This is a genomic window from Frigidibacter sp. SD6-1 (assembly GCF_030143255.1).
GTDB lineage: Bacteria > Pseudomonadota > Alphaproteobacteria > Rhodobacterales > Rhodobacteraceae > TMP-24.
The window spans coordinates 194,616-219,937 of sequence record NZ_JARJNR010000003.1 but is presented as its reverse complement, the minus strand read 5'-3'; the positions used below and the strand labels follow the sequence as shown (position 1 = coordinate 219,937).

The 25,322-nt window shown below is 64.8% G+C and carries 28 protein-coding genes; 17 read left to right on the top strand and 11 right to left on the bottom strand.

Annotated elements, in window-relative coordinates:
* Window positions 1-3: 3 nt before the first annotated feature.
* The 5 genes from P0645_RS07490 to P0645_RS07470 all read right to left on the bottom strand — a co-directional run bounded on the left by P0645_RS07490 (window position 4) and on the right by P0645_RS07470 (window position 4,312).
* Window positions 4-1,110 (bottom strand): murein hydrolase activator EnvC family protein, encoded by a 1,107-nt coding sequence (locus tag P0645_RS07490; protein WP_284163957.1) that lies wholly within the window; start codon window positions 1,108-1,110, stop codon window positions 4-6.
* Window positions 1,107-2,636 (bottom strand): 2,3-bisphosphoglycerate-independent phosphoglycerate mutase, encoded by a 1,530-nt coding sequence (gene gpmI, locus P0645_RS07485; RefSeq protein WP_284163956.1) that lies wholly within the window; start codon window positions 2,634-2,636, stop codon window positions 1,107-1,109. The genes P0645_RS07490 and gpmI overlap by 4 nt, the downstream gene beginning before the upstream one ends.
* 93 nt (window positions 2,637-2,729) lie before the next feature.
* Complete coding sequence (gene rlmH, locus P0645_RS07480) at window positions 2,730-3,200, bottom strand: 23S rRNA (pseudouridine(1915)-N(3))-methyltransferase RlmH (protein WP_284163955.1); 471 nt, start codon at window positions 3,198-3,200, stop codon at window positions 2,730-2,732.
* 13 nt (window positions 3,201-3,213) lie between these two features.
* Window positions 3,214-3,702, bottom strand: coding sequence for a ribosome silencing factor (gene rsfS, locus P0645_RS07475; RefSeq protein WP_284163954.1), 489 nt, complete (start codon window positions 3,700-3,702; stop codon window positions 3,214-3,216).
* 76 nt (window positions 3,703-3,778) lie between these two features.
* Window positions 3,779-4,312, bottom strand: a complete 534-nt coding sequence (locus P0645_RS07470; protein WP_284163953.1) for a hypothetical protein — start codon at window positions 4,310-4,312, stop codon at window positions 3,779-3,781.
* A 67-nt stretch (window positions 4,313-4,379) separates the two neighbouring features.
* Between P0645_RS07470 and P0645_RS07465 the strand changes: the two genes are divergently transcribed.
* The 6 genes from P0645_RS07465 to P0645_RS07440 all read left to right on the top strand — a co-directional run bounded on the left by P0645_RS07465 (window position 4,380) and on the right by P0645_RS07440 (window position 9,582).
* Window positions 4,380-4,901, top strand: coding sequence for a DUF2975 domain-containing protein (locus P0645_RS07465; protein WP_284163952.1), 522 nt, complete (start codon window positions 4,380-4,382; stop codon window positions 4,899-4,901).
* Window positions 4,901-5,116 (top strand): helix-turn-helix domain-containing protein, encoded by a 216-nt coding sequence (locus P0645_RS07460; protein ID WP_284163951.1) that lies wholly within the window; start codon window positions 4,901-4,903, stop codon window positions 5,114-5,116. Before P0645_RS07465 ends, P0645_RS07460 begins: the two co-directional genes overlap by 1 nt.
* Window positions 5,117-5,306: 190 nt before the next feature.
* Window positions 5,307-6,716 carry a 3-isopropylmalate dehydratase large subunit gene (gene leuC / locus P0645_RS07455; protein WP_284163950.1) on the top strand — a complete coding sequence of 470 codons (1,410 nt, stop codon included), beginning with the start codon at window positions 5,307-5,309 and terminating at the stop codon, window positions 6,714-6,716.
* An 88-nt stretch (window positions 6,717-6,804) separates the two neighbouring features.
* On the top strand, window positions 6,805-7,410 hold the full coding sequence (gene leuD / locus P0645_RS07450; protein ID WP_284163949.1) for a 3-isopropylmalate dehydratase small subunit: 606 nt from the start codon (window positions 6,805-6,807) through the stop codon (window positions 7,408-7,410).
* A 277-nt stretch (window positions 7,411-7,687) separates the two neighbouring features.
* Window positions 7,688-8,524: a hypothetical protein gene (locus P0645_RS07445; protein ID WP_284163948.1), complete on the top strand. Its 837-nt coding sequence runs from the start codon at window positions 7,688-7,690 to the stop codon at window positions 8,522-8,524.
* Complete coding sequence (locus P0645_RS07440; RefSeq protein ID WP_349775072.1) at window positions 8,509-9,582, top strand: endonuclease/exonuclease/phosphatase family protein; 1,074 nt, start codon at window positions 8,509-8,511, stop codon at window positions 9,580-9,582. The genes P0645_RS07445 and P0645_RS07440 overlap by 16 nt, the downstream gene beginning before the upstream one ends.
* Window positions 9,583-10,071: 489 nt before the next feature.
* Here P0645_RS07440 and P0645_RS07435 read toward each other — a convergent pair whose 3' ends face one another.
* Both P0645_RS07435 and P0645_RS07430 read right to left on the bottom strand, forming a co-directional pair.
* A complete protein-coding gene (locus tag P0645_RS07435; RefSeq protein ID WP_284163947.1) occupies window positions 10,072-10,719 on the bottom strand; it encodes an imm11 family protein in 648 nt (215 codons plus the stop codon).
* The gene (locus tag P0645_RS07430) at window positions 10,719-10,988 is read right to left on the bottom strand and encodes a hypothetical protein (RefSeq protein WP_284163946.1); all 270 of its coding nucleotides are present in this window, start codon (window positions 10,986-10,988) and stop codon (window positions 10,719-10,721) included. Before P0645_RS07430 ends, P0645_RS07435 begins: the two co-directional genes overlap by 1 nt.
* 115 nt (window positions 10,989-11,103) lie before the next feature.
* Here P0645_RS07430 and leuB point away from each other — a divergent pair, with 115 nt between their 5' ends.
* Both leuB and P0645_RS07420 read left to right on the top strand, forming a co-directional pair.
* Entirely contained in the window at window positions 11,104-12,210 is a 1,107-nt protein-coding gene (leuB, locus tag P0645_RS07425; RefSeq protein WP_284163945.1) for a 3-isopropylmalate dehydrogenase, read from the top strand.
* A gap of 63 nt (window positions 12,211-12,273) precedes the next feature.
* Window positions 12,274-13,179, top strand: a complete 906-nt coding sequence (locus P0645_RS07420; protein ID WP_284163944.1) for a DUF2167 domain-containing protein — start codon at window positions 12,274-12,276, stop codon at window positions 13,177-13,179.
* A gap of 98 nt (window positions 13,180-13,277) precedes the next feature.
* Here P0645_RS07420 and P0645_RS07415 read toward each other — a convergent pair whose 3' ends face one another.
* Complete coding sequence (locus tag P0645_RS07415) at window positions 13,278-14,279, bottom strand: polyprenyl synthetase family protein (protein ID WP_284163943.1); 1,002 nt, start codon at window positions 14,277-14,279, stop codon at window positions 13,278-13,280.
* A gap of 62 nt (window positions 14,280-14,341) precedes the next feature.
* Between P0645_RS07415 and P0645_RS07410 the strand changes: the two genes are divergently transcribed.
* From P0645_RS07410 to P0645_RS07400, 3 genes are all read left to right on the top strand, one after another.
* The gene (locus P0645_RS07410) at window positions 14,342-14,560 is read left to right on the top strand and encodes a putative signal transducing protein (RefSeq protein WP_284163942.1); all 219 of its coding nucleotides are present in this window, start codon (window positions 14,342-14,344) and stop codon (window positions 14,558-14,560) included.
* On the top strand, window positions 14,535-15,311 hold the full coding sequence (locus tag P0645_RS07405; RefSeq protein ID WP_284163941.1) for a tRNA1(Val) (adenine(37)-N6)-methyltransferase: 777 nt from the start codon (window positions 14,535-14,537) through the stop codon (window positions 15,309-15,311). The genes P0645_RS07410 and P0645_RS07405 overlap by 26 nt, the downstream gene beginning before the upstream one ends.
* A 134-nt stretch (window positions 15,312-15,445) precedes the next feature.
* Complete coding sequence (locus P0645_RS07400) at window positions 15,446-15,613, top strand: YdcH family protein (protein WP_284163940.1); 168 nt, start codon at window positions 15,446-15,448, stop codon at window positions 15,611-15,613.
* On the opposite strand, the gene yddG is transcribed toward P0645_RS07400, so the two are convergent.
* On the bottom strand, window positions 15,591-16,481 hold the full coding sequence (gene yddG, locus P0645_RS07395; protein WP_284163939.1) for an aromatic amino acid exporter YddG: 891 nt from the start codon (window positions 16,479-16,481) through the stop codon (window positions 15,591-15,593). The genes P0645_RS07400 and yddG overlap by 23 nt on opposite strands.
* Before the next feature lie 292 nt (window positions 16,482-16,773).
* Between yddG and P0645_RS07390 the strand changes: the two genes are divergently transcribed.
* The 4 genes from P0645_RS07390 to P0645_RS07375 all read left to right on the top strand — a co-directional run bounded on the left by P0645_RS07390 (window position 16,774) and on the right by P0645_RS07375 (window position 19,893).
* Window positions 16,774-17,844, top strand: a complete 1,071-nt coding sequence (locus tag P0645_RS07390; protein ID WP_284163938.1) for a calcium-binding protein — start codon at window positions 16,774-16,776, stop codon at window positions 17,842-17,844.
* Window positions 17,845-18,009: 165 nt separating this feature from the next.
* Window positions 18,010-18,279 carry a 30S ribosomal protein S15 gene (gene rpsO / locus P0645_RS07385; RefSeq protein WP_267633401.1) on the top strand — a complete coding sequence of 90 codons (270 nt, stop codon included), beginning with the start codon at window positions 18,010-18,012 and terminating at the stop codon, window positions 18,277-18,279.
* A gap of 254 nt (window positions 18,280-18,533) precedes the next feature.
* Window positions 18,534-19,298: an MlaA family lipoprotein gene (locus P0645_RS07380; protein WP_284163937.1), complete on the top strand. Its 765-nt coding sequence runs from the start codon at window positions 18,534-18,536 to the stop codon at window positions 19,296-19,298.
* Window positions 19,288-19,893, top strand: a complete 606-nt coding sequence (locus tag P0645_RS07375; protein ID WP_284163936.1) for an ABC transporter substrate-binding protein — start codon at window positions 19,288-19,290, stop codon at window positions 19,891-19,893. The genes P0645_RS07380 and P0645_RS07375 overlap by 11 nt, the downstream gene beginning before the upstream one ends.
* A gap of 51 nt (window positions 19,894-19,944) precedes the next feature.
* Here the strand turns inward: P0645_RS07375 and P0645_RS07370 are convergent, their stop codons facing one another.
* Complete coding sequence (locus tag P0645_RS07370; RefSeq protein WP_284163935.1) at window positions 19,945-22,143, bottom strand: transglycosylase domain-containing protein; 2,199 nt, start codon at window positions 22,141-22,143, stop codon at window positions 19,945-19,947.
* A gap of 247 nt (window positions 22,144-22,390) precedes the next feature.
* Here P0645_RS07370 and P0645_RS07365 point away from each other — a divergent pair, with 247 nt between their 5' ends.
* Both P0645_RS07365 and P0645_RS07360 read left to right on the top strand, forming a co-directional pair.
* Window positions 22,391-22,729 carry a P-II family nitrogen regulator gene (locus P0645_RS07365; protein ID WP_284163934.1) on the top strand — a complete coding sequence of 113 codons (339 nt, stop codon included), beginning with the start codon at window positions 22,391-22,393 and terminating at the stop codon, window positions 22,727-22,729.
* A gap of 27 nt (window positions 22,730-22,756) precedes the next feature.
* A complete protein-coding gene (locus tag P0645_RS07360; protein WP_284163933.1) occupies window positions 22,757-24,058 on the top strand; it encodes an ammonium transporter in 1,302 nt (433 codons plus the stop codon).
* Between the two features lie 72 nt (window positions 24,059-24,130).
* On the opposite strand, the gene P0645_RS07355 is transcribed toward P0645_RS07360, so the two are convergent.
* Window positions 24,131-25,312 (bottom strand): amino acid aminotransferase, encoded by a 1,182-nt coding sequence (locus P0645_RS07355; RefSeq protein WP_284163932.1) that lies wholly within the window; start codon window positions 25,310-25,312, stop codon window positions 24,131-24,133.
* Between the last annotated feature and the right edge of the window lie 10 nt (window positions 25,313-25,322).

The following is a 25,322-nucleotide window of genomic DNA, read 5'->3' as shown; positions in this document are numbered from 1 at the left end:
GACCTACTTGTCCTTCGTTTCCACGAACCACGGACCGGGATCGACGGTCGCGCCGTTCTCTCTAAGTTCGATATAAAGCGTTTCCGTTCGGTTTGCGCCACTGCCTTCTTCGCTGACGCTCTCGGCGCCGCCCATCAGCCCCACCGGGGCGCCGGTCGTCAGCACATCGCCGGTTTCGCCAAACACGCTGCCCATGCCCGCCAGAATCAATAGATAGCCGTTCGCGGGCTCGAGGATCATCACGTTTCCGTAGTCGAGCAGCGGCCCGCGGTAGCGGATCGTCGCGGGCCAGGGCGCGGTGACGAGCGCACCGGGCGCGGTGGCGATCAGAAGGCCGGGCCTGAGGATACCCGCCGCATCCGCCTCGCCCGCGCGGCGCAGGAGCCACCCAAGCACCGGCAGGCCGAGCGCGCCTTTCGCGCCGGCGAAATCCTCAAGCGGCGGCCCGATATCGCTTTCCAGCCCGCGCAAGCCTTCGGCAAACGCGTCAAGCGTGCCCGCACTGTCAAGAAGCTGCTGCAATTCCTCTGGGTCGTCGAGATAGCGTTGCGGCAGGTCGGTGCGGTCCTGCATCGCCTTCGACAGCGCCGTGCGCGCCTCCTGTACCGCGACGAGACCACGGGTCAGCATCGCCTGCGCCTCTTCCTGCAGGCGGCGAATGTTGCGCATCTCGGTCAGGTCCGCCTTCAGCCGTTCTGCCTGCGCCTGAACCGCCGGGGCGACCGCAGAGAGGACCATGGCCGAGCGCGCGGCGCCGAGCGGACCCGAGGGATGGAGAAGGAGGACCGGTGCCGGTTCCCGCTCCATCGCCGCCATCACGCCGAGGAGGCGGCCGATATCATCGCGCCGCGCCTCGAAACCCGCGTGGATTTCCGCCTCGCGCACCGAGACGGCGCGGAGCGCGTCGCGGAAGGCCGAGAGCCCGGTCTCATAGGCGCGGATGGTCCGCGTGAGCGCGGCGATCCGGTCCTTGCCGCTCTTCGCGGCCTGCAAGTCCTCGATTGCCGCCCGAAGCTCGACGGCGGCGCTTTCCGCCGTCGCGGGGGCGGTCTGCGCCGATGCAACGGTCGCGGTCAGCGCCAGCACCGCCACAGGCGCGAAAAGCCTCATGCGCCCGCCCGTTCGATCAGGCTGCGCCCGGTCATCTCGGGTGGCAGGTCGAGGCACATCAGGTCAAGGATCGTCGGCGCGAGATCGGCAAGGCGGCCATTCCTCAGCCGCGCGCCCTTTGGTCCGCCGACCAGCGCCACGGGAACCGGGTTCGTCGTGTGGGCCGTATGCGGCCCGCCCGTCGCCGGATCGATCATCAGTTCGGCATTGCCATGATCGGCGGTCACGATCATCGCGCCGCCCGCCTTCTCCAGCGCGGCCAGCACCCGCGCCAGCCCCCGGTCCACCGCCTCGCAGGCGGCAATGGCGGCGGGCAGGCTGCCGGTATGGCCGACCATGTCGGGATTGGCGAAGTTCACCACGATCAGGTCATAACCCTTTTCAATCGCCGCGACGAACTGGTCGGTGACCTCGCCCGCCGACATTTCCGGCTGCAGATCATAGGTCGCGACCTTGGGCGAGGGCGCCATGTAGCGATCCTCGCCCGCCTCGGGCGCTTCCTTGCCGCCATTGAGGAAGAAGGTGACGTGGGGGTATTTCTCGGTCTCGGCCAGCCGGAACTGCGTCAGGCCCTTGCCTGCGACCCAGGCACCCAGCGTGTTGACCACGGCACGCTTGGGATAGGCCGCCGCCATGAAGGCATCATGCGTCTTCGAATAATCGACCATGCCCATCAGCGCCGCCCAGTGCGGGCGCGGGCCGCGGTCGAAGCCCGCGAAAGCGTCCTCGCCGACGGCAAGCAGAATCTCCCGCGCCCGGTCGGCGCGGAAATTGAGGCAGAAGAAACCGTCGCCATCGCGCGCACCCTTGTAATTTGCAAGGACCGTCGGCTGAATGAACTCGTCGGTTTCGCCGCGCACATAGGCATCGGCCACCGCCGCACCTGCGTTCTTGGCGGCCAGACCTTCCGCCTTGACCATCGCGCCATAGGCGCGCGCAACCCGTTCCCAGCGATTGTCGCGATCCATCGCGAAATAACGGCCCGTCACCGTCACCACCCGCGCGCCCGTCGGCAGGCGCCTTTCCAGATCGGCGATAAAACGGTCCGCCGACGAGGGCGCCACGTCGCGCCCGTCGGTCACCGCATGCAAAGCCACCGGCACGCCCTGCGCGGTGATCGCCTCGGCCGCCGCGATCACATGGTCGATATGGCCATGCACCCCGCCATCTGAAATCACGCCCATCAGATGCGCCGAGCCGCCCGTGCCCTTCAGCGTCTGGGCAAAGGCCAGCATCGCCTCGTTGGAGAAGAAACTGCGGTCTTCAATGGCCAGATCGATCTGGCCGAGGTCCATCGCCACCACCCGGCCCGCGCCGATATTTGTGTGACCTACCTCGGAATTGCCCATCTGACCGGAGGGCAGGCCCACATCGGGACCGTGCGTCACAAGTTGAGCATGCGGACAGGTCGCCATGATCCGGTCGTAGGCGGGAGTTTCGGCAAGTGCGACGGCGTTGCCCTCACGCTCCGCCCTGAGGCCCCAGCCATCCAGAATGCAAAGGGCGACGGGTCTCGCGCGGGTCATCGGAGGCTCCTGCTGGACGGTTCGGCTTCTTCTAGTCGCAGTGGCGGCGGGCGGCAACCAAGCACTGGCTCGCAGGCGAACCGCCGCACAGTTTCAGGCCCGGTGATAGGGCGCACCGGCGAGGATCGACGCGGCGCGGTAAAGCTGCTCGGCCAGCATCACCCGCACCAGCATATGCGGCCAGACCATCTTGCCGAAACTGATCGAGACATCCGCCTTCGCCCTGAGCACCGGCGCGATCCCGTCGGCGCCGCCGATCACGAAGGCCACCTCCTGCCGCCCCCCGTCGCGCCAGCGCGCCATCTCGTCCGCAAATTCCGGCGATGAGAATGTGCGCCCGCGCTCATCGAGCGTGACCAGAAGCGCGCCTTGCGGCAGGGCGCGTTCGATCAGGGCGGCCTCGGCTTCCATCCCGAGACCCTTCTTGTCCTCGACCTCGACGAGGCGCGCCGGACCGAGGCCCAGGGCCCGCCCGGTCCGGTCGAACCGTTCCAGATAATCGGAAATCAGCGTCAGTTCAGGGCCGGCCCGCAAGCGGCCCACCACAACGAGGGTGACTTTCACCTGGCGCCCGGCCTCAGACCGGCTTGCCCGCAGCGGCGGCCGCAGCCGGCAGCCACATCTTTTCCAGCTGGTAGAAGTCGCGCACCTCGGGGCGGAAGACATGGACGATCACGTCCTGGGTGTCGATCAGCACCCAGTCGCCCTGTTCCTTGCCCTCGATCTTGCAATTGCGGCCCATCTCCTCCTTCAGCCGCTCGACCAGCTTCTCGGCGATGGCGCCGACCTGACGGGACGACCGGCCCGAGCAGACGACCATATAGTCGGCCACGGACGAGCGCCCGCGCAGGTCGATGGTGACCACGTTCTCGGCCTTGTCGTCATCGAGGGAGGAAAGGATGCGGGCAAGCAGAGCGTCGCTTTGCCCATCGGAGGACCGCGCCGTCATCGGCGCCGTCCGCGCAGCCGTCGAACCGGCCGCTTCATGAAGACTGGACAGAACATTGTCCTCCTGTGCTGCACGCCGATCAACGCCCCGGCGCCGGACTTGTTCCCAAGGTAACATCGCAATTGCGAAATCTCAATGAACCTTCCCATGGAAAGTTCCCGCGCCGCCGCCGGGCGCGGGAACCGCTTGCGCCTCAGCCGCAGGGGCCGATCGCGGCAAGATTTTCCGGCCCGAGCAGGTCCACCAGCGGGGCTTCGTCGATGACCGGCGCCATCGGTGCGTCGGCCCTGAGCCTCAGCCCGAGCGAGCCGGTCGCGTCGGGTGCGGGCCCCGACCCGGTCGCGCAGGCGCCGAGGCTGACCGAAAGGCTGCCCGGCGCCGGGCCGGATTGCCGCAGGTTAAGCACCTTTGCCTGCCAGGCCCGGAACCGCTCGGCATCGACGGGCGACAGGGAAAGCTGAGTGACCCCGCCCTCCAGCCCCTCGACCAACCGAAGCCGGAAGTTTTCGGCGATGCGCAAATCGCCCTTCTGCGCCTCGACCGTCAGCAGCGCCTGATCGGGGCGAAGCCTCAGCCCCTCGGGCAGGGTCACACGCGCCTCGATCACCGAAGGATCGGCGCGCAGAGGATCAAGCAGCGAAAGGTCCTTCACCGCGACAGGGTTGAGATAGCTGCAGGCGGCAAGGAACAGGAAGAGGGCATACGGGATCGGTTTAGATAATGTCATGAGAATCTCCTTTGACATGATCTTTTTATCGTATTACATTAAATTTATAACTTGAGAAGAGGATATCATGGCCAACAGCGAACGCGTGGCGAAACTGGCTTCCTGGCTCTGGTGGGTGGTCGCCCTGCTGATCTACGCCCTGCCGGTCATCTATTTCGTCATCATCGTGATCCTTGTGCGCGCGCCCGACTGGCCGCAGGCTGTCTTTCCCGAGGCCAGGGTGGAGGTCCGGCCCGACTGGATCACGACCGGCCTGGTGATAGTGCTCGCCATTGTGGTGGCGCTGCCGGTGCTGCACATGCTGATCGAGATGCGCAGCCTCTTCGGCAATTACCGGCGCGGCGACATCCTGACCGAATCGAGCGCGCGCCACATCCTCGGCATCGGGCGCGCCATACTGTCGCTTGCCGTCCTCAAGGTCGTCGTGCCGGCGATCCAGCTGATGCTTCTGACCAGCGGCCATGTCCTGTCCTTCAGCCTGAACGACAATTTCATCGTCTTCACTCTGGCGGGCGGCTTCCTCGTCACCATCGGCTGGGCGATGCGCGAGGCGGCCGAACTGGCCGAGGAAAACCGCGGGTTCGTGTGATGGAGATCGTCGTCCGCCTTGATGTGATGCTCGCGCGCCGCAAGATGCGCTCGCGTGAGCTGGCCGACCTTATCGGCATCACCGAACAGAACATCAGCCTGCTGAAATCCGGTAAGGTAAAGGGCATCCGCTTCGAGACGCTGGCCGCGATCTGCGCGGCGCTCGACTGTCAGCCGGGCGATCTGCTGGAGGCGGTGGCGGAGGCGTCAGACTAGCCCCGCCGCTGTCCTTGCCTCGCAGGGGATTCGGGCGTATCAAGCCCGGCATGATGAGATTTTTCGACATCGGGGACCGTGCGCGCCTGCCCTGGCGCTTCTACGGTTCGACCGTCTCGATTCTTGCGCGCGCCTGACAGGCCGTCCGCGCTCCTGCCGCCATTCCTCTGTTCCTAGCCGAGAGATAGCCATGTCTGGCCCGAAAACCCTCTATGACAAGATCTGGGATGCCCATGTCGCGCATGAAGATGCCGACGGCACCTGCCTGCTTTATATCGACCGCCATCTGGTGCATGAGGTCACGAGCCCGCAGGCGTTCGAAGGCCTGCGCATGACCGGTCGCAAGGTGCGCGCGCCCGAAAAGACCATCGCGGTGCCGGATCACAACGTGCCCACGACACTCGACCGGGCCAATGCCGCGACCATGACCGAGGAAAGCCGCATCCAGGTCGAAGCGCTCGACAAGAACGCCAAGGAGTTCGGCGTTCACTATTACCCCGTCTCGGACATCCGTCAGGGCATCGTCCATATCGTTGGACCGGAACAGGGCTGGACGCTGCCGGGCATGACCGTCGTCTGCGGCGACAGCCACACTGCGACGCACGGCGCCTTCGGCGCGCTCGCCCACGGGATCGGCACGTCGGAGGTCGAGCATGTGCTGGCGACCCAGACGCTGATCCAGAAGAAATCGAAGAACATGAAGGTCGAGATCACCGGCAAGCTGCGCCCCGGCGTGACGGCGAAGGACATCACGCTTTCCGTCATCGGCGCCACCGGCACGGCGGGCGGCACCGGCTATGTCATCGAATATTGCGGCGAGGCGATCCGCGATCTTTCCATGGAAGGCCGGATGACCGTCTGCAACATGGCGATCGAGGGCGGCGCACGGGCGGGTCTGATCGCACCGGACGAGAAGACCTTCGCCTATGTGATGGGCCGCCCCCATGCGCCGAAGGGCGCGCAGTGGGAGGCGGCACTCGCTTGGTGGAAGACGCTTTACACCGACGAGGGCGCGCATTTCGACAAGGTCGTGACGCTGAAGGGCGAGGACATTGCTCCGGTCGTGACCTGGGGCACCAGCCCCGAGGACGTGCTGCCGATCACCGATGTGGTGCCCAGCCCCGATGCCTTCACCGGCGGCAAGGTCGAGGCGGCGCAACGCTCGCTCGACTACATGGGGCTGAAGCCGGGGCAGAAGCTGACCGACATCAAGATCGACACGGTTTTCATCGGATCCTGTACCAACGGCCGGATCGAGGACCTGCGCGCCGCGGCCGCGATCCTGAAGGGCAGACGGATCAAGGACGGCATGCGCGCCATGGTCGTGCCCGGATCGGGCCTCGTGCGCGCACAGGCGGAGGAAGAGGGCCTGGCGCAGATATTCATCGATGCAGGCTTCGAATGGCGGCTTGCGGGCTGTTCCATGTGCCTCGCGATGAACCCCGACCAGCTTTCGCCCGGCGAACGCTGCGCCGCGACCTCGAACCGCAACTTCGAGGGCCGTCAGGGCCGCGGCGGCCGCACGCACCTCATGTCGCCCGCGATGGCGGCGGCGGCGGCGGTGACGGGGCACCTGACCGATGTGCGCGAAATGATGTAAACCGGGTGCTCATCGTCGCCCTTCGGGCGCTCTTCGCAAGGACGACGAGCGCCGAAGGCGACGAGGAGGCCCCGCAGGGAAACAAGACATGGACAAATTCACCACCCTGACCGGCATCGCGGCGCCCATGCCGCTGGTCAATATCGACACTGACATGATCATCCCCAAGCAGTTCCTGAAGACGATCAAGCGCTCGGGGCTGGGCAAGAACCTGTTTGACGAGATGCGGTACAATCAGGACGGCTCGGAGATCGCCGATTTCGTCCTGAACCAGCCGGCCTATCGCACGGCCGAGATCATCGTCGCGGGCGACAATTTCGGCTGCGGATCGTCGCGCGAGCATGCGCCCTGGGCGCTTCTCGACTTCGGCATCCGCTGCGTCATCTCGACCTCGTTTGCGGACATCTTCTTCTCGAACTGCTTCAAGAACGGCATCCTGCCCGTCGTCCTGCCGCCCGAGGCGGTCGCCCATCTGATGGAGGATGCGAGGAAGGGCGCCAACGCGCGCATCACCGTCGATCTCGAGGCGCAGACGGTAACCGCGTCGGATGGCGAGAGCTTTTCCTTCGACATAGACCCGTTCAAGAAACATTGCCTTATCAATGGCCTGGACGATATCGGCCTGACGCTTGAAAAGGTCTCGTCCATCGACAGTTTCGAGGCAGAGGCCAGCCAGAGCCGCCCCTGGGTCTGAGGCCCGGCGTCCGTCATGACCGGAAGGGCCGCGCATGCGCGGCCCTTTGCCGTTTCAGGAATGGATCGGCGATCTCTCGCGCTTGATGCAAAGTCGCACCAGTTTCTCCATCAAATGGCCGTTATTGTCATGTTATCTGACCCTGACGATTGCCAGGGGGGCATGAATATGGGCAAAAGTGTGGCAAGAATAAGGCATGTCGCCACAATTGGCGGACAGGCCGACGGTTCGGGCCGGAGCAACGCGCTGAGCCCGACGGGTGTGAGGGCGTAAGGCAGTGTTTTCGCAGATCACAGGCGCGTTCGTGCGCGGGCTTCTGGTGATGGTGCTTCTCGCCACGCCGTCGCTCATGCTGCCGGGCGTCAACGCCGACACGACCCAGATCGTCGCCCTCGTCGCGCTTTTCGCCGCCGCGCTTACCTTCTTCGAATATGCCTCAACCTATCCGGGCCTTGTCGAATTCCGCGACGCGCCGCCGTTCAACCGCATCCGCTACCTGTCACTTCTGGCCACCGTGATGCTTCTGGCCGCCATCGTGCGCGGCCAGACCCAGCCAACCACGATGACCGAGTTCCTGACCGCGATCGGCACCCAGATCGGGCTTCTGATCGACGTGCCCTACAGCCCCGTGCGTCTGGTGGTGCTGATGCTGCCGAACGACATGGACCCGGGCCATATCGCTCTCGTGCGCACTGCGGCTGGCCTGTCCTACCTCATCTCGCTTCTGACGCTTGTCGTCTTCATCGCGGTCCTGTGGCTTCTGGGCTGGCCGAGCCGCATGGGCACGTTCAACGTCTGGATCAACCTGCCGACCTTCGACCCGACGGCGGGCGGCGATGTGGTCGACCGGCTGACGCGCGATTCGCGGTTCAACATTGCCTTTGGCGTGCTTCTGCCGTTCATTATCCCGGCGACACTAAAGATCGCTTCGCTCTCTTTCTCGCCCGTCACGCTCGAAAGCCCGCACACCCTGATCTGGACGATGACCGCATGGGCCTTCCTTCCCGCCAGCCTCTTCATGCGTGGCATCGCCATGGGCCGCATCGCACGGATGATCGCCACCAAGCGCCGCATGCAGGGCCAGTCGGCCGAAGCCGAATATCAGCTGGCCTGATCCTAGCACTGACGCTGGCCACGCCCGCAGCCGCCGACAGCCTGCGGATCGCCACCTGGGATCCCGGTCTCAGCCGCGACGGCCCGGGGCTCCTCGTCCGTGACCTGGCAACGGCCAGGGACGCGCAGGCCGGGGCCGTTCTCGACGTGATCGTTGTGGCGGATGCCGACGTGCTACTGCTGACCGATCTGGATTGGGATGCCGATCATGTCGCCCTTCATGCGCTGCAGGCGGCGCTCTCTGCCCTGGGCCATCCCTACCCTCACGTCTTCGCCTTCCGTCCAAACGCGGGTGAGCCCACCGGGTTCGACCTTGACGGAGACGGGCAGACCAGCGGCCCGCGTGATGCACACGGTTTCGCCTCCTTCCGCGGACAGGGCGGCATGGCGATCCTGTCGCGCCTGCCCCTGGATAGCGAGCGCGCGCGAGACCTGTCGCCTTTCCTCTGGCGCGACCTGCCGGGAAATCGCATGGCCGAAGCGGGGCTGCCCGAGGGTGCCGAGGATGTGCTGCGGCTCTCTGCCCACGGCATGTGGGACGTGCCGGTCCTTTTACCGAACGGCAGCGCGCTTCGCCTTCTTGCCTGGCATGCCGGTCCGCCTGTCTTCGCGCCCGAGAACATGAACCGCGCCCGCAACCATGATGAGGCAGCCTTCTGGCCGCTCTACCTGGACGGCAAGCTGCCATGGGCCGCGCCCGAGGGGCCCTTCGTCCTTCTCGGCAACGCCAACGCCGACCCCGAGGATGGCGCGGGCGACCGGACGGCGATCCGGGCGCTTCTGTCCGACCCCCGCCTTGCCGATCCGCGCCCGCAAAGCCCCGGCGGCGCGGCGGCCGCCATCCCCGGCAAGGCGGGCGATCCCGCGCTGGACACGACCGACTGGGCGGGAAATCCCAATGTCGGCGACAATCTGAGGGTGGATTATGTCTTGCCCTCCGCCGATCTGACCGTCACCGCCGCAGGCACCCTCTGGCCCGCCCCCTCCGACCCGTTCGCACCCACCGTCGCCCAGGCCTCATCCCATCGCCTCGTCTGGATCGACATCGCCCTGCCCTGACCGCCCCGCCATCGCAAGGGTGATCTCAAGCGTCTCGACACTCACCCGCACCATCAAGGCCACAACCTGCGACGGAACAGAACGTAGGGCGGGTGAGACCCACCGTGACGCCCGGATTTGTCAATCTATATGGTGGGTTGGCACCCACCCTGCAGCCCGGAGGGCTGGCCTGCTTCACGCTTATCGCATCTTCGCGCCGGACCGCTGTTCCAGAGAGCTGCAGGACGCCGTTGAACTTGCTCTGGTCAGTCAGGAAGTGAGGATTGCCTTCCGATAGTCCGCGATTGGCTTCCGTGTAAACTCCTTTAAAATGGTCCGTGCCACCTGCCAGCATATGCGATCCGGCCCAAAAGCCCCGAAGGCCATCCCGCGATGTGTCGCCGATGATATCCTTGAGCCATTGCGGCGGCAGCGGAAGGTCCGGAAAGTTCACCATTTGATCAGTCCCAGAAAAGTTGAATTAGCGTTATCGAACCGAATGCCGGTCGATCAGACCTCGGGAAATTGGAAGGAATCGATGCCCGTCAGCTTCAGGGTTTGCAGGCGTTCGGCGAAAGCATTCGAGAAGAAGGTCTTACCGTAGAACTTGTCGTACCAGGCGTGATGGGCGCCGATCAGCCGTTTTGACAAGACCACTCGGTCACCCTGATTCTGACCGAACGGGCTGGGCTTCCAGAAGCCCCGCGGATTAAGGGGCGGATAGCAATGGTCTGCCGCAAGCGTGGCCAAGCGGGTGCAGCAGACGAACCAGTAGTAGGTTGCGACCTTTGTGCCATTGACCAGCAGGTCCATCGGGAAAAACTGGTGTACGCCCGGCTCCATCTCCTCCAGAAGATCGCGGAACGCCTTACAGACCAGAAGATTGCCGCTCCAGTATGAAAGCACGTCCTGAAGCGGATACTCTTCCAGCGTCGGTCCGGTCCGCTCCAGCCGGGTCGGCACGTTCTTGTCCCTGATGGGGCGTCCATCTTGGGGGCTACGACCGGACATTAGCCCCCCATCATCCTGGGATGCGTCGATCACTTCCAGTTGGCGCGTGTCGCCGTCCAGGTTCTTCCAATGATGCGACATCCGCACTTCGGGATAGCGCGCCTTGTCTTCCTCGGTCCAATGCCCGCCAGAAATCACCCATGCCATCAGGTCTGCCCTCCTTCGGGTTGCGCAAGTCTGCTGCCCCCCATCTTCTCCAGCATCTCCCGCTCCACAAGCCCGCCGATCTGGGGATGCATCCTGAGCTCCCCCTCCTTCACCACCTGGGCAAAGTTCGCGATCACCCGGCCCGCCGTCTTCCGGTCCGGCGCGATCACGTCCAGAAGCCAGTTGATCGTGCCCGACTGCCAATCCTCGGGCTTCAGCCGCACCGGAAAAGTCCCCGCCTTGATCTGGTCGCGGAGCTTGGCGTCCACCTCTTCGCTGACCGAGGCCCGGTATCTGCCGGGGTGGCAGCCACCCTGACCGGCTTGACCCCGCGTCCCCCTTTGGCTAGGCGCTTCTCGCACCCGTTTTGACAGGAGACCGCCCGTGGCCAACCCTTCCCTCCTCATCCTCGCCGGTGACGGCATCGGCCCGGAAGTCATGGCCGAGGTGAAGAAGATCATCGGCTGGTTCGGTGACAAGCGCGGTGTCACCTTCGACGTCTCCGAAGACCTCGTGGGCGGCTGCGCCTATGACAAGTACGGCACGCCCCTGCATGACGATACGATGGCCAAGGCGCAGGCGGTGGACGCCGTGCTTCTGGGCGCGGTCGGCGGGCCGAAGTATGACAAGCTCGACTTCTCGGTAAAGCCCGAGCGCGGGCTTCTCAGGCTCCGCAAGGAAATGGACCTCTATTCCAACCTCCGCCCCGCGCAGTGCTTCGACGCGCTCGCCGATTTTTCGTCGCTGAAAAAAGAGGTGGTCGCGGGCCTCGATATCGTCATCGTCCGCGAGCTGACCTCGGGCGTCTATTTCGGCGAACCGCGCGGCATTTTCACCGAGGGCAACGAACGGGTGGGGGTCAACACCCAGCGCTATACCGAAAGCGAGATCGCCCGCGTGGCGCGGTCTGCCTTCGAACTGGCGCGGCGGCGGGGCAACAAGGTCTGCTCGATGGAGAAGGCCAATGTGATGGAATCCGGCATCCTGTGGCGCGAGGTCGTGCAGGAAGTGCATGACAAGGAATACGCGGACGTCGAACTCAGCCACATGTACGCCGACGCGGGCGCGATGCAGCTTTGCCGCTGGCCCAAGCAGTTCGACGTGATCGTGACCGACAACCTCTTTGGCGACCTTCTGTCGGACGCCGCCGCGATGCTGACCGGCTCGCTTGGCATGCTGCCATCGGCCTCGCTCGGCGCACCGATGGCGAATGGCCGGCCGAAGGCGCTGTACGAACCCGTCCATGGCTCGGCCCCCGATATCGCCGGTCAGGGCAAGGCCAACCCGATCGCCTGCATCCTCTCTTTCGCGATGGCGCTGCGCTATTCGTTCGACCTTGGCGACGAGGCGACGCGGGTCGAACAGGCGGTCGAGAAAGTGCTGGCCGACGGCGTCCGCACCGCCGACCTCATGGGCCCAGAGCGTGGCAAGCCGGTCACAACCGGGGAGATGGGCGATGCGATCATCGCCGCCCTGGACGCGAGTCTTTGACAGGATCACGGAACCGTGATCTGAAGGGGCACTGTTGTGCCCCTTTTTTTGTTTCGAGGACCGATGAAGACCTTTCTTTCCTGCTTGGCAGTCACGTTCACGCTCACTCTCCTTCCGGCGCATGCGGAAAGCTTCAAGGAGATGTTCCCCGAAGATTACGGGCTACTCTCTGCAGAAGAGCAGGCACGCGCCGACAAGATGGCTCTTCAGACCGGCAAGATCAGCATCGATGGCGGCAGGGCCGAAGTCACGATCCCCGATGACTACTATTTCCTCGGCGCCGAGGATTCCGCCTATGTGATCGTGGATATCTGGGGCAATCCCTCCGCCGAAGGCACACTTGGCATGATCTTTCCGGCCGCGCACTCCCCTTACGGTTCCGGCTGGGGCGTCGAGATGAGCTTTGAGGAAATGGGCTATGTCTCGGACGGGGATGCCGACGGCTACGATTACGACGACCTTCTGCGTCAGATGCAGCGCGACACCAAGCAGAGCAGCAAGGAGCGCGAGGCGCAGGGATATGGATCAGTCGCGCTCCTCGGCTGGGCCGAGCCGCCGCACTACGACAAGAGCGAACGCAAGCTCTATTGGGCGAAGCGGCTGCAGTTTGGCGATGTCGACGGCGAGACGCTCAACTACAACATCCGCGTCCTCGGGCGGCACGGTGTCATGGTGGTGAATTTCATCGCCGGGATGGACGAACTGGAAAGCGTCCGCGCGGCCGCGCCGGAAGTGATGAAGATGGTCAGTTTTGCCGAGGGCAACCGCTATGCCGATTATGTTCCGGGCGTCGACACCGTCGCCGCGGTTGGCATCGGCGGCCTGATCGCGGGCAAGGTCGCGGCGAAGACCGGTCTTCTGGTGCTTCTGCTGGCCTTCGCGAAGAAGTTCATCTTCCTTCTGCTGATCCCGGTCGCCATCCTGTGGCAGAAGGTGAAATCGTTCTTCTCGGGCGGGCGGCACAGCTGAGAAAGCTGACAGACCGCTCGCGCCCCCTTGCTGGGGCTCTTCGCTGAAGAGCGATGAGGCCTGTAAGGGCCGAAGAGCGGCCCGCTTCGCTGCCCGTTTCAGCGCACCCGCGCCACGACATAATCGGCCAGATCGGCCATCATGTCGTTGAGTTCGTGCTCTGGCAGGCGCGTCAGCGCGTCCCGCGCCTTGGCCGACCATGCGAGCGCCTCGGCCCGGGTTGCTTCCAGCGCGCCATGGCGGGCAAGAAGCTGCATCGCCTCTTCCAGATCGCCCTCGCGCTGGTCGCCCTTCTCGATCACACGCTCCCAGAAAGCCCGTTCGGCCGCATTCGCATGGGCAACCGCGCGGATGACCGGCAGCGTCAGCTTCCGCTCGCGGAAATCGTCGCCGACATTCTTGCCGATGACCGCCGCCGCACCGCCATAGTCAAGAAGATCATCGACCATCTGGAAGGCCACGCCCAAGGCATCGCCATAGGTGAAGAGCGCCGCCACCTGGTCTTCCGACGCCCCGGCGATCACGCCGCCCACCTCGGTCGCGGCCGAAAAGAGCGCCGCCGTCTTGCCGCGCACCACCTGCAGATAGATCCGCTCGTCGGTACGAAGGTCCTGCGCCGCGGTCAGTTGCAGCACCTCGCCCTCGGCAATCGTCGCGGAAGCATTCGCCAGAATGTCGAGAACCCTGAGCGAGCCGGTTTCCACCATCAGCTGGAACGAGCGCGAAAAGAGATAGTCGCCGACCAGAACCGACGATTTGTTGTCCCACAGAAGGTTGGCCGTCGGGCGCCCCCGCCGTTGGCGGCTTTCATCGACCACATCGTCATGCAGAAGCGTCGCAGTATGGATGAACTCGACCGTCGCGGCGAGATGGACGTGATAGGGGCCTTCGTAGCCCATCATCCGCGCCGCCGCGAGCGTCAGCATCGGCCTCAGCCGCTTGCCACCCGCCTCGACCAGATGCGCCGTCACTTCGGGGATGCGGGGGGCATGTTCCGACGCCATCCGCGTGCGGATCAGGGCGTTCACCTCTTCCATGTCCCGGGCGAGATAGGTTCCCAGCCGGTCATGCGGTTTTGTCGAGGCGTCGTCCAGGCTCATCTTCGTTCCAGATCTCGAGGTCCCGCCGTGACATTTCCGCAAAGCGCGTTAAGTCTTGGCATATGAAAGAGCTTTTGCGCACGACAGACCCGACCCGGATCGCCTTTGCAACCGCCCTGCTGGATGGGGAGGGTATAGCGGCCTTTGAATGGGACGTCCACATGAGCGTCCTTGAAGGCGGATTGGGCATATTGCCGCGCAGGCTGATGGTCGCCGACCGCGATTACTTCATGGCGCGGGCACTCTTGCGCGACAATGACATCCCCGAACGCGATGCCTGAGCCGCAGACAACCTCGGACGGTTTTCTTGGCGGCCGGCTCACCATCCTTCAGCCGAAGGACGGCTATCGCGCCGCCACCGATCCGGTGTTGCTTGCCGCTGCCGCCCCGGTGCGTCCCGGTGACACCGTACTGGAGCTTGGCTGCGGCGTCGGGGTGGCGAGCCTGTGCCTTCTGTCTCGCGTGTCCGGCGCGGCGGTCACGGGGATCGAACGCCAGGCAGACTATGCGGCCCTCGCGGAAGAGAGTGCCCGGCAGAACGGCCTGCCTTTCGAGGTGATCGCGGGCGATCTGACCCACCCGCCCCCGCCGCTTCGCGCCCGCAGTTTCGATCATGTGATCGCCAACCCGCCCTTCTTTCGTGCCGGGGACGGCACCGGCGCCCGCAATTCGGGCCGCGAGATCGCCTTTCGTGAAGACGCGCCGCTGTCGGCCTGGATCGATGCGGGCCTCAGGCGGCTTCGCCCCGGCGGCTGGATGACCATGATCCATCTGGCCGAACGGCTGGGTGACATACTAGCCGAGCTTCAGGGCCGCGCAGGGTCGGTCTCGATCCTGCCGCTGGTGCCGCGCGCCGGGCGCCCGGCCAGCAGGGTGATCGTCCGTGCCCGCAAGACCGGCCGCGCGCCGCTCCGGCTTCTATCGCCCTTCATCCTGCATGAAGGCCTCGCGCATCTGGCCGACGGCGACGATTTCACGCCAGATGCCCGCGCCGTCCTGCGCGATGGCGCCGCCTTGCCGGGTTTCGACTGACAGGTTTCAACGGGCGGGCAGGCAGTCCTCCGCCAACCGTCATAAACTCTTCACACTGCGACACCTTCGCGCGTGACACGACTCGGGGAATATGCTCGACTGACCCTCAGAGGTTCACAGCAGAGGAGTTGACGATGTCGATGAACGCCCATTTGCAGGAGCTCCACAAGAAGCACCAGCATCTGTCCGAAGCTGTCGAGGAAGCCCAGCGCAGCCTGAGCACCGACGATCTGACCATCGCCGACATGAAGAAGCAGAAACTGAAGCTGAAGGAAGAAATCAGCCGGTTGAGCCGGGCCTGATTTCCGCCGTCCGGACGCGGGCGCTGGCCCAGGCGGCCAGACCCGCACCGGCGGTAATGCACAGTGCGGCAATTCCGATGCGGGCGGTTGGTTCTGCCACGCCCGAGGCGACAAGTGCGAGCGTCGACAGAAGCGGCGCCGCGTAGGAAGCGGTTCCCAGTATCTGAATATCGCCCCGCTTGACCCCCACATCCCAGACATAGAAGGCCAGCCCCACAGGCCCGAGGCCAAGCGCGATAACGCACAGCCAGCCGCGCATGCCGATGGGCCAGGCAGTCTCTTCCAGGGCCAGATGGAAGGGCACCGATAGCACCGCCGTGATCAGGCAGAAAACGGCAACCGCGGCGGTCGGCACCTCTTCCATCCGGCGCGACAAAAGCGAATAGGCCGCCCAGGTCAGCGCCGCCAGGAAGGCGAGCAGGAAGCCGGACAGACTGCCTTCCACCGAACCGCCCCTGCCTAGCAGCAGGCAGGCCGTGCCCGCGAAGGCCAGCGCCGCACCGACGACATGCATGGCCGTCAGCCGCTCGCCGGGCAAAAGCCCCGAGAAGAGCACGATGAACAGCGGCCAGAGATAGCAGATCAGCCCGGCCTCGGCCGGAGGCGCCAGCCTTAGCGCCGAGAAATAGAGGAAATGATAGCCAAAGAGGCCGACCGCGCCGAGGAGGTAGGTTTTCGGCTGCACGCGCCCGAGCTGCCCGCCCCCCCCGCCGAAGCCGATCCAGATCAGCCCGACGAGGCCGCCGATGGAAAAGGTCAGCGCGTTCAGGAGGAAGGGCGGCACCGGCACCGTCCCGACGGTGAAGAGCGCCAGAAGCGACCACAGAAGGATCGCCCCGAAACCGATCGCCGTCGCCCGTGCCCGCATGCCCGTTTCCTCCCGCTCTGCCGTCATCGCGCAAGCGCGGTCGAAGCACAAGGCATGGCCGTTGCAGAGGCCGCGCACCACGCGCAGTGCGCGCGCGCCGCTGGCAATTCGTGAGAGCGGCCTCCCCCGCCGCGAATGGGCCGCGAGGGTGGCAGGAACGCGCCGCGCCTGCGGAAAATAGTTCGAATTGTTCCGGCCCCCTTCACCGTTGCCACGCTCTTAAGCAATTTGTCGTCCTCTGGCTTCTGGGGTGCGCGCGGAAGGGGTTCCGGCGCCGGGACGGGGGGCTCCAATGCTCATGCTTGCGGGATTCATAGGTCTGATGGCGGCGGTCGCTGCCCTTGACGTCGTATCGGCATTCGGCGGAAACGACGAGACAGAGCCGCCAGCGGACGATCACGGCGGCGTGGCGGGCACGTTTCATGAAGAGGATCCTTCGCAAGAGGATCAGCCCGCCGACAGCGCACGCGATGATGGCCTGACCGACGCCTATCGTCCACATCCCGACGGTGAATTCACCGGCAACGACGACCGCGCCCCGGGCGGCCAGGTGATTACCGGGGCCGAAGTGCCCGACATTCTTGTCGGAACCGATGGCGGCGACACGATCGACGGGCGCGCGGGCGACGACCAGATCGGCGGCTATGGCGGTGACGATCTGATCGAGGGGCAGGAGGGCGACGACGACCTGCATGGCATGGCGGGCGACGATACGCTCGACGGCGGCGCGGGCGACGATACGCTTTCAGGGGGCGACGATAACGACAGCCTGTCAGGCGGCGAAGGCGATGACCTGCTCGCCGGTCAGATGGGCGACGACATGCTCGACGGCGGCGCGGGCGCGGATTCGCTTCTGGGCGGCGCGGGTGAGGACAGCCTGTCTGGCGGCGCGGGCGATGACACGCTCGAGGGCAATGACGGCAACGATACGCTCGACGGCGGCACGGGTGCCGACGTGCTTATGGGTGGCGGTGGCGACGATGTCCTTTCGGATCGCGATCCCGACGGCGAAGTTGTGCGCGACTTCCTGAACGGTGGCGCAGGCGACGATACGCTGGTTGCAGGCGAGGCAGACTGGCTCGACGGTGGTGAGGGGCACGACAGTTTCGTCCTCAGCGAATGGCTGGACGAGGCGCACGAGGCAGCCACCATCGGTGACTACAACGCGACCGAGGACCAGATCGTGGTGGTCTATGACGCAGCCGCCCATCCCGATCCCCTGCTTTCGCTGTCGCCCGCCGATGATGGCCAGGGCGAGGGGGACATGAACCTGTTCCTCGATGGCATGCTGGTGGCGCGGGTGCTGGGCAGTCCGGACCTGGCCGTCTCCGACATCCAGCTGCTGCCCGCTCAGGCGGCCTGACGCAGGGCCCACCCGGCCGCGCGGATCGTCGGCGCGAAAACCCTTCCCTTCCGACCGATTCTCCCTTATAGGCGCGCATCCGCCCCGTCACGGGACGGTCCCTCCACGGGCCTTGCTGGACGACATCCCGGCCTGCGCCATAACCCTTTCTGAAAGGAGACCCCGATGTCGATCACGGTTGAAGAAAAGAACCGCCTGATGAAGGAATATGCGACCAAGCCGGGTGACACGGGCTCGCCCGAAGTCCAGGTCGCGATCCTGTCGTCGCGCATCGCGACGCTCACCGAACATTTCAAGAGCCACGCGAAGGACAACCATTCCCGCCGTGGCCTGTTGATGATGGTCGCCCAGCGCCGCAAGCTTCTCGACTATCTCAAGGCCAAGGATCAGGCGCGCTACGCAAGCCTGATCGAGCGCCTCGGCCTGCGTCGCTGACGCTTACTGGCTGGAACGACAGGGGCCCGCGCCGCAAGGTGCGGGCTTTTTGTTTCAGCCTCGGCGCCGGACGCCAGGTCAGGGAAACCTGGCAGGCAACCCGTCAAGAAGGCCCAAGCTTTCACTGTTTCAGCATTGGCGGAAAGCGGTCACACTTGCGCGCTTTGCTGGCCCGCAGCCTTGCAACCCCCGGCACCGGCGCCTAAAGGCGAAACGAGTTGATGGTTTTTCGCTTTGCGAAGGATTGAACCCGCATGTTTCAAAGCCTTTTGAAGTCGCTCGGGCGCCCCGGCCTTCGCGCGACCCTTCCGGTACTTGCGCTTGCGGCAGGCCTTGGCGCCTGCACGCGGCCCGGACCCGGCGTCGATATCAACGACCCGTATGAACGTGGCAACCGCTCGGTCCACCGGTTCAATACCGCTGTCGACAAATTCTTCTTCGGCAATGACGAACAGAAGGGCGTGATCCCGATCATCCCGCGCCCGGTCTCGATCGGCTTCAGCAATTTCGCCTCGAACCTCGGCCAGCCGAGTGCTGTCCTGAACAGCCTTCTTCAGGGCAAGCCCGGCCCGGCCTTGCAGAACACGCTGCGGCTCGCCGTCAATTCCACCATCGGCATCGGCGGGCTTTTCGATCCGGCCAGCAAGATCGGCATTCCCGCCGACCCGGCCGACTTCGGCGAGACGCTGCATGTCTGGGGCGTCGCGGAAGGCGCCTATCTGGAAGTCCCCTTCCTCGGCCCCTCGACCGAGCGGGATCTTGCCGGAACCATCGTCGATATCGTGATCGACCCGGTCAACGCACTGGTCGACACGAACGAGGCCGCCTATATCACGGTTGGACGGCTGACGGCCAAGGTCGGCAACCGGCAGCGGTTCGCGGATACCTATGAATCTATCCTCTATGAAAGTGCCGACAGTTACGCCCAGGCGCGGCTTCTCTATCTACAGAACCGCCATTTCGAACTGGGCATCGAGGAAGAGACGTTCGATCCCTATGAGGACCCCTATGCCCAGTAACCTTTCCCGCCGCGCCTTTTCGGCGCTTGGCCTGGGTCTTGCTGCCGCGTCGCTGATGCCGGGCGACGCGCAGGCCCTGAACGTGGACGAGGCCCGCGCACTGATCGACAAGCTGATCGGCGAGATCAACGGCGTGATCAATTCCGGCGCGTCGGAAAGCGCGATGTTCAAGTCGTTCGAAGCCATCTTCGCCCGCTATGCCGACGAGGGCTATATCGCCGCCTCGGCCCTTGGCCCGGCAGGCAAGAAGGCGAGTGCGGCGCAGAAGCAGGCCTTCGCGAGCGCCTTCAAGCGCTATATCGCCGTCAAGTACGGCAAACGGTTCCGCGAATTCATCGGCGGCAAGATCGAGGTCAAGGACGCGCGGCCGCTGAAGAATTTCTTCGAGGTCGTTTCGACCGCGAAACTTCAGGGCCAGAGCCCGTTCGAGGTGCGCTGGCATGTTTTCGACAAGTCCGGGAAGGTCCGCTTCTTCAACCTGATCATCGAGGGCGTGAACATGCTTGCCTCCGAACGGACCGAGATCGGCGCGATGCTCGACAAACAGGGCGGTAATATCGACAAACTGATCGCGGCGCTGAAGGCTGCAGGCTGAGACGTACCGACATTGACGGATGGAAGGGGGCGGTTTCCGCCCCCTTTGTCATCAGTTTCCGCCGGTCAGGATATTTATCAGGATGTCGCCCAAGGTCTGGCGCCGCTCGGGCTGCGGCTGCGCGGCCTGCCCGCCGGTCGCATCGAAGACCTGCCCCGGATAGCTTGGCGCCGTCGGCACGCCATCGGCGTTAACGTAAGCCGGGGGCGGCAGCTCTTCGGGCCGGATCATCGGCAGGGGCGCCGGTTCCAGGCCTTCGTTCACGCGCACCATCACCTCATGCCAGATTTCCGCTGGCAGGCCGCCGCCGGTCGTGCCCTTCAGCGGCGTGTTGTCGTCATATCCCATCCAGACGCCGACCACATAATCCGCGGTGAAGCCGATGAACCAGGCATCGCGCGCCGACTGGGTCGTGCCGGTCTTGCCCGCCGCGGGCCAGCCATCCAGCCGCGCCCGTCGCCCGGTGCCGCGTTCGACGCCCTGGTTCATCATGTAGATCAGCTGGCGCGCCGCATTTTCCGAGATCACCCTTTCGCGTATGCCGCCCTCCTGTCCGAGGAAAGGCTCGCTTTCGCCCTTGAAGCGCAGTTCGATCAACCCGTAGGGCTTCACCGCCGAGCCGCCGTTCAGGATACCGGCATAGGCGCCGGTCATCTCGATCAGCGTCGATTCCGACACGCCAAGCACCACGGCTGGTCCTTCGGCAAGCTTCGAGGCGAAGCCGAACCCCTGTGCCACCGCCTTCACCGCATCGAGCCCGGCCATCTGCGAGACGCGCACGGTCGCGGTGTTGATCGACCCCGCCAGCGCGTCTGTCAGCGTCATCGCCCCGCGAAAGCCCTGATCGTAGTTCTTCGGGCACCAGTCGCCCGAACCGGCGGTGTAGATGCAGATCGGGCTGTCGTCGACGATGCTGTTTGCCGTGTAGCCAAGGTCGAGCGCTGCGGCATAGACGAAGGGCTTGAAGGTCGACCCGGTCTGGCGCAATGCCTGAGTGGCGCGGTTGAAGGCGCCCGGTCCCTGAACCTCGCGCCCGCCGACCATGGCGCGGACCGCGCCGTCGGCCGACATCACGACAATGGCCGCCTCGGCCTTCGACCCTTCCTTGAGCTTCGTTTCAAAGACCTGTTTCAGCGCCGCTTCCGCCGCCGCCTGAATGCGCTGATCGAAGGTCGTCTCGATGATCACATCCTCGGTCGTATCGTTGGTCAGGAAGGCCGGCCCCGTTTCCATCACCCAGTCGGCGAAGAACCCGCCCGCCTTCTGCGCCGCCGCTTTCGATAGTTTCGCAGGGCTCGCCAGCGCGTCCTTGTATTCGCTGTCGGTCAGATAGCCCTGATCTTGCATCAGTCCCAGAACCAGTGCCGCCCGGTCCTGAGCCCTTTCCATGTTTGCCGTCGGCGCGTATTTCGACGGCGCCTTCAGAAGGCCCGCAAGCATCGCGGCCTCCGACGGGCTCACGTCATTGGCCGACTTGCCGAAATAGCGCTGCGCCGCCGCCTCGAAGCCGCGCGCGCCCGCACCCAGATAGGCGCGGTTGAGATAAAGCGACAGGACGCCTTCCTTGCCGTACTTGGCCTCAAGCGCCATCGCATAGGGAATTTCCTTCAGCTTGCGCTTGATGCCACCCGACCGGCAGTCGGCCTCGTAATCGGCCTCCGACTTCCACTGCGTGGGATCGTAGGTGACCCCGAGACACAGGAGTTTCGCAAGCTGCTGGGTGATCGTGGACCCGCCGTTACCCTCGAACGGACCCCGGCCCTCGCTCATGTTGATCTTGATTGCCGAGGCGATGCCGCGCGGGCTGACGCCGAAATGGCGGTAGAACCGCTTGTCCTCGGTCGCGATGACGGCATTCTTCAGATAGGGCGACACCGTGTCGCCGTCGATCGAGCCGCCGAAGGTTTCGCCCCGCCAGGCAAAGACCTTGCCGTCGCGATCCAGAAGCGTGACCGAACCACGCACGCGCGCGTCGATCAGATCGTCGTAGGGCGGCAGTTGCGAATAATAGTAATAGGTGATCCCCCCGAGACCCAATGCCGCCACGATGCCCACGCGCCAGCTCATGGTCCAGATCAGGCCGATGAGACCGAAAATCAGCCGGGTGAAGACATTGCTGCCCCGCGCCCGGCGCGGGCGCCTGGGCTTCTTCGGCGGCCGGGTCTTTGGCGCGGGCTTCGGTGCGGGCCGTTTCGCGGCATAACGCCTGTCGGCGACGAGCCTGCCGTTGCCCCCGTTCTTACCTGCCATGCCCCACACCGTTCTTATGCCTTTGGCGCGCGACAATAGACCCTTCCCGCCGGGATGTGGAGCCTCGCGAATACACTTGCGCCTCTCAACAACGGTGAAAGTTTGGGCAGCCTTCCCCCTTCGTGCCGATTTTTCGGGATTCTGACGTCCGCGCACGCGCCATGACCGGCGATTTCTTGCCATGCCGCACCGCAGCAATCTCACTGAACGCGGGCCGGAAAGGTCCGGAGCGGGACAGGAGGCAGATGTGAAACTGATCATAGCGGCGATCAAGCCCTACAAGCTCGATGAGGTGCGCGAGGCGCTGGTTGCGATCGGCGTGCGCGGCATGATGGTGACCGAGATCAAGGGATTCGGCGCCCAGTCGGGTCATACCGAGATCTATCGGGGCGCCGAATATGCGGTGAATTTCGTCCCCAAGGCGCGGCTGGAGATCGCCGTGCCCGACAACCTTGCCGACGAGGTGGTCGAAACCATCGCCAGGACCGCCCGTACCGACAAGATCGGCGACGGCAAGATATTCACCCTCGACCTCAAACAGGCGCTGCGCGTGCGGACCGGCGAGACCGGCGACGACGCCCTCTGACCTATGCGTGACACAAGGATGCACCCCATGAAACTTCGATATCTCATCCCCGCACTCGCGCTCGCGGCGCCCGCCGTCGCGCAAGAGGCCACCCCCGTCATGGACAAGGGCGACGTGTCTTTCATGATGATTGCGACGGTTCTCGTGCTCTTCATGATCCTGCCTGGGTTGGCGCTCTTCTACGGCGGCCTTGTCCGGCAGAAGAACATGCTGTCGATCCTGATGCAGACGACCGTGGTTGCCTGTCTGGTGATGGTCCTTTGGGTGACCTACGGCTATTCGGTCACGTTCGGGGGCGGGACGAGCGCCTTCTGGGGCGGCACAGCCAAACTGTTCCTCAGGGGCGTCACAGCGGACAGTATGGCCGCGACCTTCAGCGCGGGCTACGTCATCCCGGAATATGTCTTCATCGCCTTCCAGATGACTTTCGCGGCGATCACGCCCGCGCTGATCATCGGCGCTTTCGCCGAACGGGTGCGGTTTTCCGCCGTCCTGCTCTTTTCGGCGCTCTGGGTCACCTTCGTCTATTTCCCGATTGCCCATATGGTCTGGGATGCAAACGGGCTCTTGTTCCAGATGGGCGCCATCGATTTCGCGGGTGGCACGGTGGTGCATATCAACGCGGGCGTCGCAGCGCTGGTCGGCTGTCTGGTGATCGGGCCGCGCATCGGCTTCGGGCGCGAGAACATGGCGCCCCATTCGATGGTGATGACGATGATCGGCGCCTCGATGCTGTGGGTCGGCTGGTTCGGCTTCAACGTCGGCTCGAACCTCGAGGCGAATGGCGGTGCCTCTCTTGCCATGATCAACACCTTCGTCGCCACGGCCGCCGCGACACTGGCCTGGTCGGCGGTCGAAGCGCTTTCCCGCGGCAAGGCCTCGATGCTTGGCGCGGCCTCCGGCATGGTGGCCGGGCTCGTGGCCGTGACACCCGCCTGCGGCACGATCGGCCCGATGGGCGCGATCCTTCTGGGCGCAATTGCCGCGGCTGCCTGCTACTTCTTCGTCACCACCGTGAAGAACATGTTCCGCTATGACGACAGCCTCGATGTCTTCGGCGTGCATGGCGTGGGCGGCATCGTCGGCGCGGTGCTGACCGGGGTCTTTTCCTCGGCCACGCTCGGCGGCGTTAAGGGGGACGACTATTCCATCGGTGCGCAGGTCTGGATCCAGATCGAGGCGGTGGCGATCACCATCGCCTGGACAGGCGTGGTCTCGTTCCTGCTCTACAAGATCGTCGACATGCTCGTCACCCTGCGCGTCGATCAGGACAGCGAGCGCCAGGGGCTCGATCAGACCGCCCATGGCGAAAGCGCCTATCACGGCTGAGCGACAGACCCGGCCAGAGCGCGGAGTTTTCAAAAACTCCGCGCAAAATCCTTTCAAAGGATTTTGACCCCTTCAGATACCGACCGCCAGAATGGCACGCGCCAGGATCGGAACGGTCCGCGCATTCAGCCCCGCGATGTTCAGTCGGCTGTCGCCCACCATGTAGATCGCATGCTCCGCCTTCATCCGCTCCACCTGTTCGGGCGTCGCCCCGAGGCGCGAGAACATGCCGCGATGCTGGGCGATGAAGCCGAACCGGTCGGACCCCGAAAGCGCCCGCAATTCCGACGCCAGCTGTTCGCGCAAGGACAGCATGGTCTGGCGCACCTCTTCCAGTTCCGCCATCCAGTCGGCCCGCAGCGCCGCATCGGTCAGGATCGTCGTTACCACCCGCGCGCCATGGTCGGGCGGGAAGGAATAGTTCTGGCGGTTGAGGAAGTTGAGGTTCGCTTGCGTGATCTCGCGCCCTGCCTCCGGCCCGATCGCCATCAAGACGCCCGTACGTTCGCGGTAGATGCCGAAGTTCTTCGAACAGGAGGCCGCGATCAGCGCCTCCGGCAGCCGCTCCACGATCAACCGCGTGCCCGCCGCATCCGCCTCAAGCCCGTCGCCGAAGCCTTGATAAGCAATGTCGATGAAAGGTAAGGCGCCGGTCCGTTCCAAGAGCGCCGCAACCTCGGCCCATTCGGGCAGGGTCAGGTTCGCGCCCGTCGGGTTGTGGCAGCAGCCGTGCAAGAGGACCACATCGCCCGCCTTCACGCCCTTCAGGTCAGCCATCATCCCCGCGAAATCGACACCGCGCGTCTCGCCATCGAAATAGCGGTAGGGCCGCCAGGTCATGCCGAGATAGTTCAGGATCGACGTATGGTTCGGCCAGGTCGGGTCGGAGACCCAGACAGTGGCCCCGGGCGCCGCCATGCGAATGAGCTCGAACGCCTGCCGGATCGCCCCCGTTCCGCCCGGTGTCGCGACCGAGGCGATGCGCGCCGCATGGGACGGGCCCCCGAAGATAAGTTCCGCCATCGCCGCGTTGAACGCAGGCTCTCCGGCGAGGCCCGTGTAGGTCTTGGTATCCTGTGTCTGCCAGAGCCGATGTTCCGCCGCCTTCACCGCCCGCATCACCGGCGTCAAACCGGTCGGGTCCTTGTAGACGCCGACGCCGAGGTCGATCTTGCCTTCGCGCCCGTCGGCCTTGAACTGGCCGATAAGCTGCAGGATCTTGTCCGCCGGTTGCGGTTTCAACGCGTTCAGCATGGCTCGTCCT